Source organism: Sphingomonas crocodyli (assembly GCF_004005865.1).
GTDB classification, from domain to species: domain Bacteria; phylum Pseudomonadota; class Alphaproteobacteria; order Sphingomonadales; family Sphingomonadaceae; genus Rhizorhabdus; species Rhizorhabdus crocodyli.
In genome coordinates this window covers 1-14,783 of record NZ_SACN01000001.1, presented here as the reverse complement: position 1 = coordinate 14,783, position 14,783 = coordinate 1, and the positions used below count along the sequence as shown (strand labels likewise).

Genomic DNA, 14,783 nt, shown 5'->3' with positions numbered 1-14,783 from the left:
TTTCCCGAACCTATCGGCCCGCGCGTCAGCGGACCCGGTGCCAGGTCTGGTTCTTGCAGAGCGGCACGAAGATGCAGCCGCGAAGCTTCAGCGTGTTCGCGTCGACCATCGTGATCTTCGCGTCATAAGTCTTGCCGTCTTCGGCGTTGTAGATCGTGCCGCCGGTCCAGGCGTCGCTTTCCCATTTGAAGCCGCTGAGCATCTGGATGCCCTTCAGGGTGCGGCCGCGCTGGGCGACGTCCTTGTTGTTGCTGTCCTTGAGCGCGGGATTGGCGGTGATCCCGTCCGATCCGACGAGCTTGCCGCACAGCGACTGCCCGCAGCGCGCGATTTCGACAATGCCGTTGCGGGTTTCGGTCTTCCAGCGGCCGACCGCGGTATCAGGGGTAAGGCCCGCCGCGGCGGCAAGGGCCATCAGGGTGATAGACATCGTTTCCGTCTCCAGCGTTCCGCCCGATGCTGCGATCGGGTCGGTCGTTTGCTGCATGTTAGATTGCACAAAAAAAGGTTGACGTATAGGGCAATCTTCATACCTTAACGGAAAATCTTTTTGGTGTGTCCTGTGGGCCACCGGCATGGAGAGCCGATTCGATGCAGAACGCCGTCATTGCGGGCTATGCCCGCTCGCCCTTCCACCTGGCGAACAAGGGCGCGCTTGCCCGTGTTCGACCCGACGACCTTGCCGCACAGGTGATTCGCGGCTTGATCGATCGGACCAAGGTGAAGCCCGAGGATATCGAGGACATCATCGTGGGCTGTGCCTTTCCCGAGGCCGAACAGGGCTTCAACGTCGCAAGGCTGATTGGGTTGCTTGCCGATTTGCCGATCGGCGTGGCGGGCATGACGGTGAACCGTTTCTGCGGTTCGTCGATGAGCTCGATTCAGATCGCCGCCGGCCAGATCGCGATCGGCGCGGGCGATGTGTTCATCTGCGCGGGCGTGGAGAGCATGAGCCGCGTGCCGATGATGGGCTTCAACCCGCTGCCCAACCCCGAACTCGCGAAGAAATCGCCTGGCGCCTATATGGGCATGGGTGAGACGGCGGAGAATGTCGCCGAACAGTTTCAGGTGAGCCGCCAGGCGCAGGAAGCCTTTGCGGTCGAGAGCCAGCGCAAGGCCGCCGCGGCGCAGGAAGCCGGCAAGCTGAAGGACGAGATCGTCCCGATCCAGACCAAGGCGGGCGTCGTCGACACCGACGGCACGATCCGCCCCGGCACGACCGCCGAGGCGCTGGCCGGCCTGAAGCCCGCGTTCAGCGCGAACGGCACCGTCACCGCCGGTACCTCCTCCCCGCTCACCGATGGTGCGGCTGCGGTGCTGGTGACGAGCGAAGACTATGCCAAGGCGAACGGCCTCGAAATCCTCGCGCGGATCAAGTCGGTCGCGGTCGCAGGTTGCGAGCCGACGATCATGGGCATGGGTCCGGTCTCCTCGACCCGCAAGGCGCTGGCGCGTGCCGGCCTGTCGGTGTCGGACCTCGACGTGGTCGAGATCAACGAAGCCTTCGCGTCGCAGGCGATCGCGTGCGGCAATGAGTTGGGCCTGAAGGCCGAGACGGTCAACCTCGACGGCGGCGGCATCTCGATCGGCCACCCGCTGGGCGCCACCGGCGCGCGCATCGTCGGCAAGGCGGCGGCGCTGCTGAAGCGTGAGGGCGGCAAATATGCGCTCGCCACCCAGTGCATCGGCGGCGGGCAGGGCATCGCCACCGTGCTCGAGGCGATCTGATCATGGCCGGTCCTATCAGCAAAGTCTGCGTCATCGGCGCGGGCACGATGGGCGCGGGGATCGCCGCGCAGGTCGCCAATGCCGGCGTGCCGGTGCTGCTGCTCGATATCGTTCCGAAGGAAGGCAGCAACCGCAACGCGATCGCCGAAGGCGCGGTCGCGAAGATGCTCAAGACCGATCCCGCCCCCTTCATGTCGAAGGGCGCGGCGAAGCTGGTCGAGACCGGCAATATCGACGACGATCTCGCCAAGGTCGCCGAATGCGACTGGATCGTCGAGGCGGTGATCGAACGGCTCGACATCAAGCAGGCGCTCTATGCGAAGCTGGAGACGCTCAAGAAGCCGGGTGCGGCGGTGTCGTCGAACACGTCGACCATCCCGCTCGAAAAGCTGGTCGAGGGGCGCAGCGATGCGTTCGCCCAGGATTTCCTGATCACCCACTTCTTCAATCCGCCGCGCTATATGCGGCTGCTCGAACTGGTGACGGGGCCGAAGACCGATGCGGCGGTGGCCGGCAAGGTCGCCGACTTCATCGATCGGTCGCTGGGCAAGTCGGTGGTCCGCGCGAAGGATTCGCCGGGCTTCATCGCCAACCGCATCGGCACCTACTGGCTGCAGGTTGCGGTCAATGCCGCGATGGATCTGGGGCTGACGGTGGAGCAGGCCGACGCGATCGGCGGCAAGCCGATGGGCGTGCCGAAGACGGGTGTGTTCGGGCTGATCGATCTGGTCGGCATCGATCTGATGCCGCTGCTGCAGAAGTCGCTGGGCGCGACCCTCAAGCCCGACGATCCTTTCCACGCGACCGTGCGGCCGATACCTTTGGTCGACAAGATGATCGCCGACGGCTTTACCGGCCGAAAGGGCAAGGGCGGTTTCTACCGCATCAATCGCGAGGCGGGTAAGCGCAAGGAAGCGATCGACCTCGCGACCGGCGACTATCGTCCCTCGGTGTCGGCGCAGCCGCCGCGCGACAAGCTGCCCGCGCTCATTGCGCGCAAGGACAAGACGGGCGAGTTCGCCTGGGGTCTGTTGGGCGCGGTGCTGCCTTATGCGGCGAACCTGGTCGGCGAAGCGGCGGACGATATCGTCGCGATCGATGAGGCGATGAAGCTCGGCTATAACTGGAAGTTCGGCCCGTTCGAGCTGATCGACCAGATCGGCGCGGCGAACCTTGCCAAGCGGCTGGCCGACGAAGGCAAGCCGGTTCCGGCGATCCTGACGACCGCGGGCGAGCGCAGCTTCTACCGCATCGAAGGCGGCAAGCGTCAGTTCCTTGGGAGCGACGGCGACTATCACGACGTCGTCCGTCCCGAAGGTGTGCTGCTGCTCGAGGATATCAAGCGCACGTCGAAGCCGCTGCTCAAGAATGGCTCGGCGGCGGTCTGGGATATCGGCGACGGCGTAGCCTGCTTCGAATTCACGTCGAAGATGAACGCGCTCGACGGCGAGACGTTGAAGCTGATCGGCAAGGCGGTCGAGCTGGTGTCGACCAAGATGAAGGCGCTCGTCGTGTACAACGAGGGCGGCAATTTCTCGGCCGGCGCGAATCTCGGCCTCGCCATCTTCGCGGTGAACATCGCGGCTTGGGGCGAGATCGAAAAGCTCGTTGCGGGCGGGCAGTTCGCCTACAAGGCGCTGAAATATGCGCCCTTTCCGGTGGTGTCGGCCCCGGCGGGCCTGGCGCTCGGTGGCGGCTGCGAAATCCTGCTCCATTCGGACGCGATCCAGGCGCATGCCGAAAGCTATATCGGCCTCGTCGAATGCGGCGTCGGCCTCGTCCCCGGCTGGGGCGGGTGCGGCGAGATGATCGATCGCTGGACCAAGGCGGGCGTGCTCCCCAAGGGGCCGATGCCGGCGGTGGCGAAGGTGTTCGAAACCGTATCGACCGCGACGGTCAGCAAGTCGGCAGCCGAAGCCAAGGAACTGATGTTCCTGCGCAAGGGCGACGGGATCACGATGAATCGCGATCGCCTGCTCGCCGATGCGAAGGCCAAGGCGCTGTCGCTGGTCGATGGCTATGCTGCACCCACGCCGCCCGAGTTCAAGCTGCCGGGCGTCGGCGGCCGCACCGCGCTGAGCCTTGCGGCCCACGGCTTCCACAAGCAGGGGCTGGCGACCGATTATGATCTGGTCGTCTCGGATGCGCTGGCCGAAGTGCTGACCGGCGGCGACGCCGATCTGGTCGACGTGGTGAGCGAGCAGCAATTGCTGGAGCTGGAGCGGAAGGCTTTCCTTGCCCGCGTTCGCGATCCGCGGACGCAGGCGCGGGTGGAGACGATGCTGGAAACCGGCAAGCCGCTCAGGAATTGATGGTGTAAAACCCTCCCCCGGTGGGGGAGGTTCGAACGGAGAGTAAGATGCAGGTCTATCAGGCGCCGCTGCGCGATATGCGTTTCGTGCTGCACGAGCTTTTTGCGCAGCATGACGGCTTTGGCACGATCGCCGCGCATGAGGAATTCACGCCCGACCTGCTCGATGCGGTGCTCGAGGAAGCCGCCAAGATGGCGCATGAGGTGCTGCTGCCCCTCAACGCGCCGGGCGACGAGGAAGGCTGCCACCACGAAAATGGCGTCGTCCGCACGCCGGCCGGCTTCAAGGATGCGTACAAGCAGTTTTGCGATGCCGGCTGGGCCGCGCTTGCCAACGATCCCGAATGGGGTGGGCAGGGCCTGCCCGAGACGGTGAACAAGCTGGTCGAGGAAATGATCTGCGGCGCGAACGTCTCGTTCAGCCTCTATCCGGGCCTGACCCACGGCGCGACCACCGCGATCGAAAGCCATGCGTCGGACGAGCTGAAGCAGCGTTTCCTGCCGAAGATGACGTCGGGCGAATGGTCCGGCACGATGTGCCTGACGGAATCGCATTGCGGCACCGATCTGGGCATGCTGCGCACCAAGGCGGTGCCGCAGGATGATGGCAGCTACAAGATCACCGGCAACAAGATCTTCATTTCCGCCGGCGAGCATGATCTGGCCGGCAACATCATCCACCTCGTCCTCGCCCGCATCCAGGGCGCGCCCGAGGGGGTGAAGGGCATCAGCCTGTTCATCGTGCCGAAGTATCTGCCGAAGGAAGACGGCTCGGTCGGCCCGTCGAACGGCGTTCTGTGCACCGGCATCGAGCATAAGATGGGCCTCAAGGCGTCGGCGACCTGCCAGATGAGCTTCGAGGATTCGATCGGCTGGCTGGTCGGCGAACCGAACAAGGGCCTGGCCGCGATGTTCGTGATGATGAACACCGAGCGCGTTTCGGTGGGCATCCAGGGTCTCGGCATCGGCGAGGCCGCCTATCAGGGCGCGGTCGCTTATGCGAAGGATCGTATCCAGGGCCGGTCGCTGACCGGGGTGAAGCGCCCCGATCTCGCCGCCGATCCGATCATCGTCCACCCCGACGTGCGCCGCATGCTGATGACGCAGCGCGCTTATATGGAAGGGTGCCGCGCGGTCGGCCAGTGGGTGTCGCGCGCGCTCGATATCGTGCGCCATTCGGAAGACGCGGCGGAGAAGCAGCGCGCGGACGATTTCGTCCAGCTGATGACTCCGGTCGTCAAGGCGCTGTTCACCGATCTGGGCCACGATACCGCGCATCTGGGCGTCCAGACCTATGGCGGCCACGGCTACATCCGCGAACATGGCATGGAGCAATATGCCCGCGATGCCCGGATCGCGATGATCTACGAAGGCACCAACGGCATTCAGGGCCTCGACCTGGTCGGGCGCAAGCTCGGCGCGCATGCCGGCCGCTACCTCAAGAGCTTCTTCCACCCCGTGTCCGACTTCATCGAAGCGAACAAGGAAGCGAAGGAAGACAAGGCCAATCCGTGGGGCAAGCTGGTCGCCGGGCTCGAACAGGCGTTCGGCGCGCTCCAGCTGTCGACCGCGACGATCGCGCAAAAGGGCATGGCCGATCCGGAGGAGGCTGCCGCTGCCGGCACCGATTATCTGCGCCTGCTCGGCCTCGTCGCGATGGCCTATATGTTCGCGCGTTCGGCCGAGATCGCGATGGCCAAGCTGATGGCGGGCGAGGATGCCGACGGCTTCTACAAGAACAAGCTCACGACCGTGCGCTTCTTCTACGAACGCATCCTGTCGCAGGCGGCGGGGCTGCTGATGGCGATCAAGGCCGGCAAGGCCTCGATGATGGACATGGCCGAAGACGCGTTCTGATCTCGCGATCCCTCTCCCGAGCGATCGGGGGAGGGATCAGAGGAAGCCTTTCAGCTCCGCCATGAACGCATCGAACTGGTCGTGGTGGAGCCAGTGGCCGGCATCGTCGAACAGCTTGACGCGCGCATCCTTGAAATGCGCGGCGCGGCCATCCTCGGCCGGGTTCGAGGCCCAGCTGTTGCGCCCGTAGGCGAGCAAAGTCGGGCAGCTGATATTCGCCCACAAAGCCTTCTGCTCGTCGCGCGTCAGATCGGTCGGCGCGTGCGAGCGGACATAATTGTCGAACTTCCAGCTATAGGTGCCGTCCTCGTTCCGGCTGACGCCGTGCATCGTCAGGTGGCGCGCCTGTTCGTCGGTCAGATAGGCGTTTTCGGCCTTCATCCGCTGGAGTGCGGCATCGACCGTGGGGTAGCGGCGGGCGTCGCGCATCGCGAGGCCGCGGCGTTCCTCGATCCAGTCGACCCAGCGATCGACCGGAGACCGCGCATCGAACTTCGCACGCGATTCGGGGGAGAGGCCCAGCCCCTCGATCGCGACGATCTTGCGCACCGTATCGGGATAGAGGCCGGCATAACGCAGCGAGATCGCCCCGCCCAGCGAATGGCCGACGATGGTGACGCTGGCATCGCCCTGCTGGTGGATCAGTTGCGCCAGATCATAGGTATAATAGCCCATCTGATAGGCGCCGTCGGGCGACCAGCTGCTGTCGCCATGCCCGCGCAGATCGGGGGCGATGACGTGCCAGTCGTGCCGCAGCTCGCGCGCCACCCAGTCCCAGCTGCGCGCATGATCGCGCCCGCCGTGAACGAGAACCAGGGTCGGGGCCGATGCATTGCCCCAGTCGACATAGTTGAGCCGCAAACGCTGCGAGATGAAACTGCGCGAAACCGGGCCGAGATCGTCTGTCTGTGCCATGCGGCGACCTTGCCCCTTTATGTCCGGAACATCAACGTCAGGAGCCGCCGAGAACGTTGATCGTGAAGGCCAGCACGCCGATGTTGAAGACGAAGGCGGCGAAGCAGTGGAAGGTCACGATCCGGCGGACCCGCGCGCTGGCGATCTCCACATCGGATGTCTGGAACGTCATGCCCAAGGTGAAGGCGAAATAGATGAAGTCCCAATAGCCGGGTTCATCATCGTCACCGGGAAAATCGATCCCGCCGCTGTCGCCCTTGCCCCCTTCCGCCTCGGTGTAGAACAGATGGGCATAATGCAGCGCATAGACCATGTTGCTGAACAGCCAGGCGATCAGTAGGGTCGCGATCACCAGAGCGATGCTGATCGTGTCGAGCGCCCGCCTCTGCGACAGTTCCACCGCGATCGCGACCAGGATCACCGAACAGACGATCCCGGTAATGCCGAGCAGGACGGCGCGATTGGCGTCGTTGCGTACCGCCGATTCGCGCATCCGGTCCGCCGGCCGATCGAGCAAAGGGATGACCGAGAGCAGGAAGGCCACCGCCCCGACATCGAACCCGATCAGCGCCGCGCGCGGCCAGCCCGCGGTCCGGATCGCGATCACGAACGCCACCACGCTGATCGCGATGAAGGCCAGGAAACGCGGCGGCGCGATGCGGTTGCCAAGGCCAAGGCGGGGTGCGGTCATGGCGGGGAGTGTAGGACGCTCCATGCGCGATCGTCATGCTGAACTTGTTTCAGCATCCACTCCCTCTCTTGGGCAGGCTTTAGTTGGTAGATGCAGCGCCGGAGCAGGAGCCGCCGGTCTTGCTCCGGCCTCCCGGTGGATGCTGAAACAAGTTCAGCATGACGGGGTGAGGGAGGGTGGTTACATCACCTCAGGGCTTGGATGCGGGGTGCGCACTGATGGATCCGCTGGTCGACTGGGTGGCCGAGGCGCTGGCGCCGATGGGGGAGGTGACGTCGCGGCGGATGATGGGCGGGCATACGCTCTATCTCGACGGCCACGTCTTCGCGATCGCGGCGCTCGACGATCTCTGGTTCAAGTCCGATGCGATCAGCAATCCGGTGTGGGATGCCGAGGGCTGCGATCCTTTCACCTATGATGCGAAGGGCGAGACCCGGACGATGAACTATCGCCGCGCGCCTTCGGACGTGCACGACGATGAAGATGCGATGCGCCACTGGGCCGGGGTGGCGCTGGAGGCGAGCCGTCGGGCTCCGGCGAAGAAGAAGCGGAAACGCTGAAACCCGTCATCCCGGCGGAGGCCGGGATCTCGGCGAGTATCTAGGCGCACGCTGGTCGCAGGAGCCTCCTGAGATCCCGGCCTCCGCCGGGATGACGGACATTAAGAAAAGGGCCGGAACCTTGCGGCCCAGCCCTTGTCCATTCAACCTCGCGGAAGGATCAGGCCGCCTTGGCCTTCTTCGCCGCTTCGATCGCCTCGAGCGTCACGCGGCGCGCTTCGTCGGCGCCGCCCCAGGTGCCGATGCGCACCCACTTCTTGGCTTCGAGATCCTTGTAGTGGGTGAAGAAGTGCTCGATCTGCTGGAGCACGATCTCGGGCAGATCGCCCTTTTCGCCGACATTCGAATAATAAGGGAAGGTGCTGTCGATCGGCACGCAGACGAGCTTTTCGTCGCCGCCGGCCTCATCCTCAAGGTTCAGCACCGCGATCGGGCGGGCGCGGACGACGCAGCCCGGCACGAAGGGCGAGCGCGCGATGACGAGAGCATCGAGCGGATCGCCATCGGGCGACAGCGTGTGCGGCACGAAACCGTAATTCGCCGGATAGCGCATCGGGGTGTGCAGGATGCGATCGACGAAGAGCGCGCCCGACTTCTTGTCGAACTCGTACTTCACCGGCTCGCCGCCGACGGGCACCTCGATGATGACGTTGAGGCTGTTGGGCGGATCGTCGCCGACGGGGATGAGGTCGATGTTCATGAGCGCAGCCTATTATGCTGCACCGCACCAGTTGCCAAGCATCAACTGAAGTCTTTTCGGCACCGATCGGCGCTTTTTCTTGGGCGTCACGATGCGCTTTCCTCATGGCCACCAAGACTCTAAACGGGCGCGCATGAGCAGGATCGAAACGCCCAAGCCCATTCGCGGCACGCAAAGCATGTTGAAGGAAGAGGTCGAACGGTTCGACCATGTCGTCGACACCTTCAATCGCGTGCGCAAGCTGTACGGTTTCGGGCGGGTCGAAGTGCCGGTGTTCGAATCGACCGCGGTCTTCTCCCGATCGCTCGGCGAGACGACCGACGTGGTGTCGAAGGAGATGTATTCGTTCGAGGATCGCGGTGGCGATTCGTTGACGCTGCGCCCCGAATTCACCGCCGGCATCTCGCGCGCCTACCTGACCGAGGGATGGCAGCAATATGCGCCGCTGAAGGTCGCGACCCACGGGCCGCTGTTCCGCTACGAACGTCCGCAAAAGGGCCGCTTCCGCCAGTTCCACCAGCTCGATGCCGAAATCATCGGCGCGGGCGAGCCTGCGGCGGACGTGGAGTTGCTGTGCTTCGCCGATCAGCTGCTCAAGGAATTGAAGGTCGACGACGGCGTCACGCTCCAGCTCAACACGCTGGGCGACAGCGCGACCCGCGAGGCGTGGCGCCAGGGGCTGATCGCGCATTTCGAAGCGCATCGCGGCGATTTGTCCGAAGAAAGCCAGGACCGTCTGATCAAGAACCCGCTGCGCATCCTCGATTCGAAGGATTCGCGCGACCGCCCGATCGCCGATGCCGCGCCCGAAATCGACGCGCATATGTCGGCGGAGGCGGGCGCCTTCTTCGAAGCGGTGACCAAGGGGCTGGAGGCGGCGGGCGTCGCCTATCAGCGCAACGCGCGGCTGGTGCGCGGCCTCGATTATTATCGCCACACCGCCTTCGAATTCGTCACCGATCGGCTGGGCGCGCAGGGCACCGTGCTGGGCGGCGGCCGCTATGACGGCCTGATCGAAACGCTGGGTGGCGCGCACACGCCGGCGGTCGGCTGGGCGGCGGGGATCGAGCGGCTGGCTATGTTGATTGAGAAGCCGGAGTCGGCGGTTCTCGGCGTAATAATGGCGGTCGAGGATGATAGCGTTCTTGAGGCAGCGATCAGCGGACTGAATCGTCTCAGACGTGCAGACGTCTCAGCGGAGATGATTGCGACCGGGTCTCCGCGTAAGAGGTATGATAAAGCGACCAAAGTTCTGGCGCAGGTGCTCGTGACCGTGAACTCGAACGACGGTCAGCCCGCCTTTAATATCCGATCGGCGTCTCTGTCGGATCAACATCTGAAGGTGAAGGCGATCCTCGAAGGGGCGCTGGCGGCCTGATGACCTCCATCACTTCCCAACGCATCGCGCAGATCGAGGCGCGGCGGGACGAATTGCAGGCGGCGATGGCGCGGGGCGATCTGGCGGGGGAGCAGTTCGTCCAGCTGTCCAAGGACTATGCCGAGATCGAGCCGGTCGCCGAAGCGGCGGGCGAGGTGCGGCGGCTGCGCGCCGAGATCGTTTCGCTTGACGAGATGATCGCCGCCGAGGCCGACACCGAGTTGAAGTCGATGGCGGTCGAGGAGCAGGCCGAACTCAAGACAACGTTGGCCGAGGCGGAGCGCAAGCTCGCGCTCTCGCTGCTCCCGCGCGACGCGGCCGATGCGCGTTCGGCGATCCTCGAAATCCGCGCGGGCACCGGCGGGGACGAGGCCGCCCTGTTCGCTGGCGATCTGTTCCGCATGTATCAGCGTTATGCCGACAGTCGCGGCTGGCGCGTCGAACTGATGTCGGCCAGCGCCGCCGAACTGGGCGGCTTCAAGGAAGTCGTCGCCTCGGTCACCGGCAGCGGCGTGTTCGCGCGCTTCAAGTTCGAAAGCGGGGTCCACCGGGTCCAGCGCGTGCCCGTCACCGAAAGCGGCGGGCGTATCCACACGTCGGCGGCGACTGTCGCGGTGCTGCCTGAGGCCGAAGAGGTCGACGTCCGGATCGAGGACAAGGACCTGCGGATCGACGTCTATCGGTCGTCGGGGCCGGGCGGCCAGTCGGTCAACACCACCGATAGCGCCGTGCGCATCACCCACCTGCCCACCGGCACCGTCGTGATCCAGCAGGACGAAAAGTCGCAGCACAAGAATAAAGAAAAGGCGATGAAGGTGCTGCGCGCCCGCCTGTACGAGGCCGAGCGCGAGCGGCTGGCGAACGAGCGGGCGGGCGATCGCAAGGCGATGGTCGGTTCGGGCGATCGATCCGAACGCATCCGCACCTATAATTTCCCGCAGGGGCGCGTGACCGATCACCGCATCAACCTGACCCTGCACAGGCTCGCCGAAATCCTGGAGGGACCGGGTCTGGACGAATTGATCGGCGCGTTGATTGCCGAGGACGAAGCCGCGCGGCTTGCGCAGCTCGACGGATGAGGATGCGGGCGGCGGCGCTCCTGCTGATCGCCATCGCCGCCCCGGCCGTTTCGCAGAGCATCGCACCGAAAGGCACCGACCTTGGCCGCGCGATCGACAAGGAATTGAGGCCCTGCCCGAAGGATCAGAGCGGCGCGGGCATCGTCGTCTGCGCGCGAACGAAGGAGCGGGTGGCTCTGCGCTATCGCCTGCCGATCAAGCAGGACGGCTTCGATCCGGCCGGCCCGGTCGACAGCGTCTCGCGCGAGCGGCATCGGATGCTCGATGTTGGCGCCGGCGGCACGCGATCGTGCAGTCCGATCGGCCCCGGCGGATCGACCGGCTGCCAGTCGCGCGACTGGAAGGCGGCGCGCGAACAATATGGCAAGTGAGATGATGACGGTTCGCCAGGCACTGAACGAAGCGACGCGCGCGATCGAGGCGATCGGGCCGACGCCCCGGCTCGACGCCGAACTGCTGATGGCGCACGCGCTGGGCCTGTCGCGGGAGGCGATGCTGCTCGGTCATATGGATGCGCCTGCGCCCGCCGGATTCGATGCGCTGCTCGCCCGCCGGCTGGGGCACGAACCGATCGCCTATATAATAGGCCATCGCGCCTTCTGGACGATCGATCTGGCGGTCGCGCCCGGCGTCCTCATCCCGCGCCCGGATAGCGAGACTTTGATCGAGGCGGCGATCGACCATTTCGGCGAAGGCGCGCCGGGCGACATCCTCGATCTCGGTGTGGGATCGGGCGCGCTGTTGCTTGCGGCGCTGAGCGAATGGCCGATGGCGCGCGGGCTGGGGATCGATGCTTCGCCGGGTGCGGTCGCGATCGCGCAGGACAATGCCGATCGGCTCGATCTCGCCGATCGGGTCGAGATCCGCATCGGCGACTGGGCGGAGGGCGTCGATCGGATGTTCGATCTTGTCCTGTGCAATCCGCCTTATGTCGAAAGCATCGCCACGCTGGCGCGCGAAGTCGCCGATCACGAGCCGGCCTCGGCGCTCTATGCGGGGCCGGACGGGCTCGACGATTATCGCCGGCTTGCGCCGATGTTGCCGCGCCTGATCGCGCCCGGCGGGATGGCGGCGATCGAGATCGGCGCCGATCAGGCGGCGGCCGTTCTGGCGCTTTTTGCGGACGAAGGGCTGGCCGGAACGGTGCGGCAGGATCTGGGCGGGCGCGATCGCTGTATCGTCCTGACGCGATGAAAGTCGCACAGGCCCCTACAAATGCACTTGGAAAATGACGGGCGGCCCCTTACATAAGAGGCATTGATATCGGATGCATGGGGCAGGCATCCGACTCGCAGCAGCCGAGCTTTAAGCCAAGGGGCGTCCGTCGCAGGCCCCTTGATCATGGCGGCGCGGGCGCCCTTTGCGGGCCGCCTGTTGGCGGCGTGCAACGTGATTGGGTTTCGGGGCGTGCAGCCCCGATGACGTATCCGGGACGGTCCCGGAAATTGGGAGTGGTGAACCGAAACCACCAGTACGAGGACATCGTTACGTTGATGAATAATCGGCAGAACGGCCGCCGGCGCGGCCGTGGCGGTGGCGCGGGTGCGCCTCGCCCCAACGGCGGCGGCAATGGCGGTGGCAACCGCATCGATAACCGCGCGCGCGGCAATGCCGCCCAGCTTCTCGAGAAATACAAGACGCTGGCGCGCGACGCACAGATGCAGGGCGATCGCGTCAACACCGAATATTATCTGCAGTTTGCGGATCACTATTTCCGTGTCCTGGCCGAAAGCCGTTCGCGCTTCGAGGATCAGCAGCCGCAGCAGCGCCAGCGCCGCGACGACTTCGCCAGCCAGGGCGCCGACAGTTTCGACGAGGATTATGCCGACGAGGGCGATCGCGGTCAGGAAGCGGCCGAGGCCGCCGACGGCAATCGCGCGCAGCAGGATCGCTCGGACGACGAAGCGCCCCGCCGCCAGCAGCGTTGGCAGCCGCGTGAAGATCGCCAGGATCGCCAGGATCGTCGTGACGATCGTTCGGTCGAAGCGAGCGCTCCCGCCGCTTCCGAAGGTGGTGATGAGGAAGAAGCGCCGCGTCCGCGTCGCGGTCGTCGTCCACGGGCGGAGGCCGTCGCGCAGGATGGTGGCGAGCGGATCGAGATGGATCGGCTTCCCCCGGCTTTCTCGCCGGCTCCGGCCGCCGAACCGGCCAACGATGCGTCCGATGGCGATGGCGAAGACCGCCCCCGCCGCCGTACGCGCCGCGCCCGTGGCGACTCCGCTCCTGCGGACGCCTGAGTCGTTCTCAGCTGAACAGGAAAGGGCGGTCCGCTTGGGCCGCCCTTTTCATTTGTCCGGGTCGCGTCGATCGAGCCAGTCGCCGCTTTTGTCCTCCGGGCGGAACGCCGCGACGTCGGCATCGTGCCCCGATCCGGCGCTCATGAAGAGCAGCCCCATCAGCGCCCCCGCCAGCAGCACCGACAGGCCGACCCCCGCGATCACCGCGATCAGGGTCGCCCAGCTCAGCGGCGATCCGTCCGCGCGCAGATAGAGGATCGTCGCGCCGACCGCGGCGACCGCCGCCGCCAACACCCAGCGCATGATCCAGCGATAACGCGCCCAGGCCGCCGAAGCGGTCTGCGGATCGGACAGGCGTGGCGGCTGTGGGTTGGGACGACGACTCATGGGCTTTTCTTTGCCTTGCGAACATGAGACCATCAATTCCCGAAGCGCCGTCATGAAAGCGCGGCGCCTGGAGAAGGAGGCCGAAATGACGATTGCGGCAATACTCCGCACCCGCAGCGACGATCACGTCGTCACGGTGGCACCCGACATGGCTGTCAAAGATGTGCTCGCGCTCCTCGCGGACAAGAGGATCGGCGCGGTGCCTGTGATGGATGGGGACAATCTGGTCGGCATCATGTCCGAACGCGACATGATCTACGGCCTCAGGCGCGATGGACCCGCCTTCCTCGATCAGCCGGTGCGCCATGCGATGACCACGTCGGTTATCACCGTGGGCAGCGACATGACCCCGTTCGATGCACTGGCGATGATGACGCGGCGGCGCATCCGGCATCTGCCGGTGGTCGACGATGGCGTGGTGATCGGCTTCGTTTCGATCGGCGATCTCGTGAAGGCGCGGATCGAAGCGATCGAGGCCGAGGCCGCGGCGATGCGCGATTACATCCAGACGGCGTGATTCGATGTCGGGTTAGGGGCTGAGTCGGTGTGATTCTCGTCGATTCGGGCCGTAAGTGGCTCGATTCGGCGCGATTCATTCGCAACTGGCGGAAGGCGATATCGCGCGAACCCCGGTGAAACGGGGCTTCCTGAGCTTTTGAAACAGTCGTGTAATTTTGTTGTTGACCGGGGGGGAGGTCGCTCATAGAAGCCACTCCACCGACGGCGGCGACGCGGTTTCGACCGAGTTTCTACCGACTTTCCAGATCGTTAACTCGATCACCCCAGAAGCCTAGCTTACGGGGACGGAGAGGTTTTCGGTTCTTTGACATTGTTGGATTGATGAAGGGACGTGTGGACGGCGGTTGGCCGGCTGCTGTGGGCGTTGAGGCCACGGTTAGTCGGTAAACTTAATGCCGTTCCATATTGTCCTGCTTACACA

General features: G+C 65.1%; 15 protein-coding genes. 10 read left to right on the top strand and 5 right to left on the bottom strand.

The annotated features are described in order from the left end of the window. Nucleotides 1–25: 25 nt before the first annotated feature. A complete protein-coding gene (locus tag EOD43_RS00080; RefSeq protein ID WP_127739919.1) occupies nt 26–430 on the bottom strand; it encodes a DUF2147 domain-containing protein in 405 nt (134 codons plus the stop codon). Between the two features lie 161 nt (nt 431–591). Between EOD43_RS00080 and EOD43_RS00075 the strand changes: the two genes are divergently transcribed. From EOD43_RS00075 to EOD43_RS00065, 3 genes are read left to right on the top strand one after another with little or no spacing between them, the layout of a single operon-like run. Beyond that, a complete protein-coding gene (locus EOD43_RS00075; RefSeq protein ID WP_127739917.1) occupies nt 592–1,728 on the top strand; it encodes a thiolase family protein in 1,137 nt (378 codons plus the stop codon). 2 nt (nt 1,729–1,730) lie between these two features. Continuing rightward, entirely contained in the window at nt 1,731–4,040 is a 2,310-nt protein-coding gene (locus tag EOD43_RS00070; protein ID WP_127739915.1) for a 3-hydroxyacyl-CoA dehydrogenase/enoyl-CoA hydratase family protein, read from the top strand. Nucleotides 4,041–4,087: 47 nt separating this feature from the next. After that, a complete protein-coding gene (locus EOD43_RS00065) occupies nt 4,088–5,896 on the top strand; it encodes an acyl-CoA dehydrogenase C-terminal domain-containing protein (protein WP_127739913.1) in 1,809 nt (602 codons plus the stop codon). Between the two features lie 36 nt (nt 5,897–5,932). On the opposite strand, the gene EOD43_RS00060 is transcribed toward EOD43_RS00065, so the two are convergent. Both EOD43_RS00060 and EOD43_RS00055 read right to left on the bottom strand, forming a co-directional pair. Beyond that, nucleotides 5,933–6,811: an alpha/beta fold hydrolase gene (locus tag EOD43_RS00060; protein WP_127739911.1), complete on the bottom strand. Its 879-nt coding sequence runs from the start codon at nt 6,809–6,811 to the stop codon at nt 5,933–5,935. Nucleotides 6,812–6,848: 37 nt separating this feature from the next. Next, a complete protein-coding gene (locus EOD43_RS00055) occupies nt 6,849–7,526 on the bottom strand; it encodes a DUF1345 domain-containing protein (protein ID WP_240653021.1) in 678 nt (225 codons plus the stop codon). A 194-nt stretch (nt 7,527–7,720) separates the two neighbouring features. On the opposite strand from EOD43_RS00055, the gene EOD43_RS00050 reads away from it, so the two are divergent. After that, nucleotides 7,721–8,062, top strand: coding sequence for a TfoX/Sxy family protein (locus EOD43_RS00050; RefSeq protein ID WP_127739907.1), 342 nt, complete (start codon nt 7,721–7,723; stop codon nt 8,060–8,062). A 160-nt stretch (nt 8,063–8,222) separates the two neighbouring features. Here EOD43_RS00050 and ppa read toward each other — a convergent pair whose 3' ends face one another. Next, entirely contained in the window at nt 8,223–8,762 is a 540-nt protein-coding gene (ppa, locus tag EOD43_RS00040) for an inorganic diphosphatase (protein ID WP_127739905.1), read from the bottom strand. A gap of 133 nt (nt 8,763–8,895) precedes the next feature. Between ppa and hisS the strand changes: the two genes are divergently transcribed. From hisS to EOD43_RS00015, 5 genes are all read left to right on the top strand, one after another. Next, nucleotides 8,896–10,140, top strand: a complete 1,245-nt coding sequence (gene hisS / locus EOD43_RS00035; protein WP_127739903.1) for a histidine--tRNA ligase — start codon at nt 8,896–8,898, stop codon at nt 10,138–10,140. Further along, entirely contained in the window at nt 10,140–11,219 is a 1,080-nt protein-coding gene (gene prfA, locus EOD43_RS00030; protein ID WP_127739901.1) for a peptide chain release factor 1, read from the top strand. Before hisS ends, prfA begins: the two co-directional genes overlap by 1 nt. Nucleotides 11,220–11,221: 2 nt before the next feature. Then, nucleotides 11,222–11,590 carry a hypothetical protein gene (locus EOD43_RS00025; protein WP_240653020.1) on the top strand — a complete coding sequence of 123 codons (369 nt, stop codon included), beginning with the start codon at nt 11,222–11,224 and terminating at the stop codon, nt 11,588–11,590. A 4-nt stretch (nt 11,591–11,594) separates the two neighbouring features. Next, nucleotides 11,595–12,413 (top strand): peptide chain release factor N(5)-glutamine methyltransferase, encoded by an 819-nt coding sequence (prmC, locus tag EOD43_RS00020; RefSeq protein ID WP_240653208.1) that lies wholly within the window; start codon nt 11,595–11,597, stop codon nt 12,411–12,413. A 296-nt stretch (nt 12,414–12,709) separates the two neighbouring features. Then, complete coding sequence (locus EOD43_RS00015) at nt 12,710–13,456, top strand: DUF4167 domain-containing protein (protein ID WP_127744542.1); 747 nt, start codon at nt 12,710–12,712, stop codon at nt 13,454–13,456. 48 nt (nt 13,457–13,504) lie between these two features. Here the strand turns inward: EOD43_RS00015 and EOD43_RS00010 are convergent, their stop codons facing one another. After that, entirely contained in the window at nt 13,505–13,843 is a 339-nt protein-coding gene (locus EOD43_RS00010; RefSeq protein ID WP_127739897.1) for a hypothetical protein, read from the bottom strand. Between the two features lie 85 nt (nt 13,844–13,928). On the opposite strand from EOD43_RS00010, the gene EOD43_RS00005 reads away from it, so the two are divergent. Continuing rightward, entirely contained in the window at nt 13,929–14,360 is a 432-nt protein-coding gene (locus tag EOD43_RS00005; RefSeq protein ID WP_127744541.1) for a CBS domain-containing protein, read from the top strand. The last annotated feature ends 423 nt before the right edge of the window (nt 14,361–14,783 follow it).

Excerpts from the sequence above, each read along its gene's own strand:
- EOD43_RS00080 (WP_127739919.1), bottom strand. The coding sequence starts at position 430 with ATGTCTATCACCCTGATGGCCCTTGCCGCCGCGGCGGGCCTTACCCCT.
- EOD43_RS00075 (WP_127739917.1), top strand. The coding sequence starts at position 592 with ATGCAGAACGCCGTCATTGCGGGCTATGCCCGCTCGCCCTTCCACCTG.
- EOD43_RS00070 (WP_127739915.1), top strand. The coding sequence starts at position 1,731 with ATGGCCGGTCCTATCAGCAAAGTCTGCGTCATCGGCGCGGGCACGATG.
- EOD43_RS00065 (WP_127739913.1), top strand. The coding sequence starts at position 4,088 with ATGCAGGTCTATCAGGCGCCGCTGCGCGATATGCGTTTCGTGCTGCAC.
- EOD43_RS00060 (WP_127739911.1), bottom strand. The coding sequence starts at position 6,811 with ATGGCACAGACAGACGATCTCGGCCCGGTTTCGCGCAGTTTCATCTCG.
- EOD43_RS00055 (WP_240653021.1), bottom strand. The coding sequence starts at position 7,526 with ATGGAGCGTCCTACACTCCCCGCCATGACCGCACCCCGCCTTGGCCTT.
- EOD43_RS00050 (WP_127739907.1), top strand. The coding sequence starts at position 7,721 with ATGGATCCGCTGGTCGACTGGGTGGCCGAGGCGCTGGCGCCGATGGGG.
- ppa (WP_127739905.1), bottom strand. The coding sequence starts at position 8,762 with ATGAACATCGACCTCATCCCCGTCGGCGACGATCCGCCCAACAGCCTC.
- hisS (WP_127739903.1), top strand. The coding sequence starts at position 8,896 with ATGAGCAGGATCGAAACGCCCAAGCCCATTCGCGGCACGCAAAGCATG.
- prfA (WP_127739901.1), top strand. The coding sequence starts at position 10,140 with ATGACCTCCATCACTTCCCAACGCATCGCGCAGATCGAGGCGCGGCGG.
- EOD43_RS00025 (WP_240653020.1), top strand. The coding sequence starts at position 11,222 with ATGCGGGCGGCGGCGCTCCTGCTGATCGCCATCGCCGCCCCGGCCGTT.
- prmC (WP_240653208.1), top strand. The coding sequence starts at position 11,595 with ATGACGGTTCGCCAGGCACTGAACGAAGCGACGCGCGCGATCGAGGCG.
- EOD43_RS00010 (WP_127739897.1), bottom strand. The coding sequence starts at position 13,843 with ATGAGTCGTCGTCCCAACCCACAGCCGCCACGCCTGTCCGATCCGCAG.
- EOD43_RS00005 (WP_127744541.1), top strand. The coding sequence starts at position 13,929 with ATGACGATTGCGGCAATACTCCGCACCCGCAGCGACGATCACGTCGTC.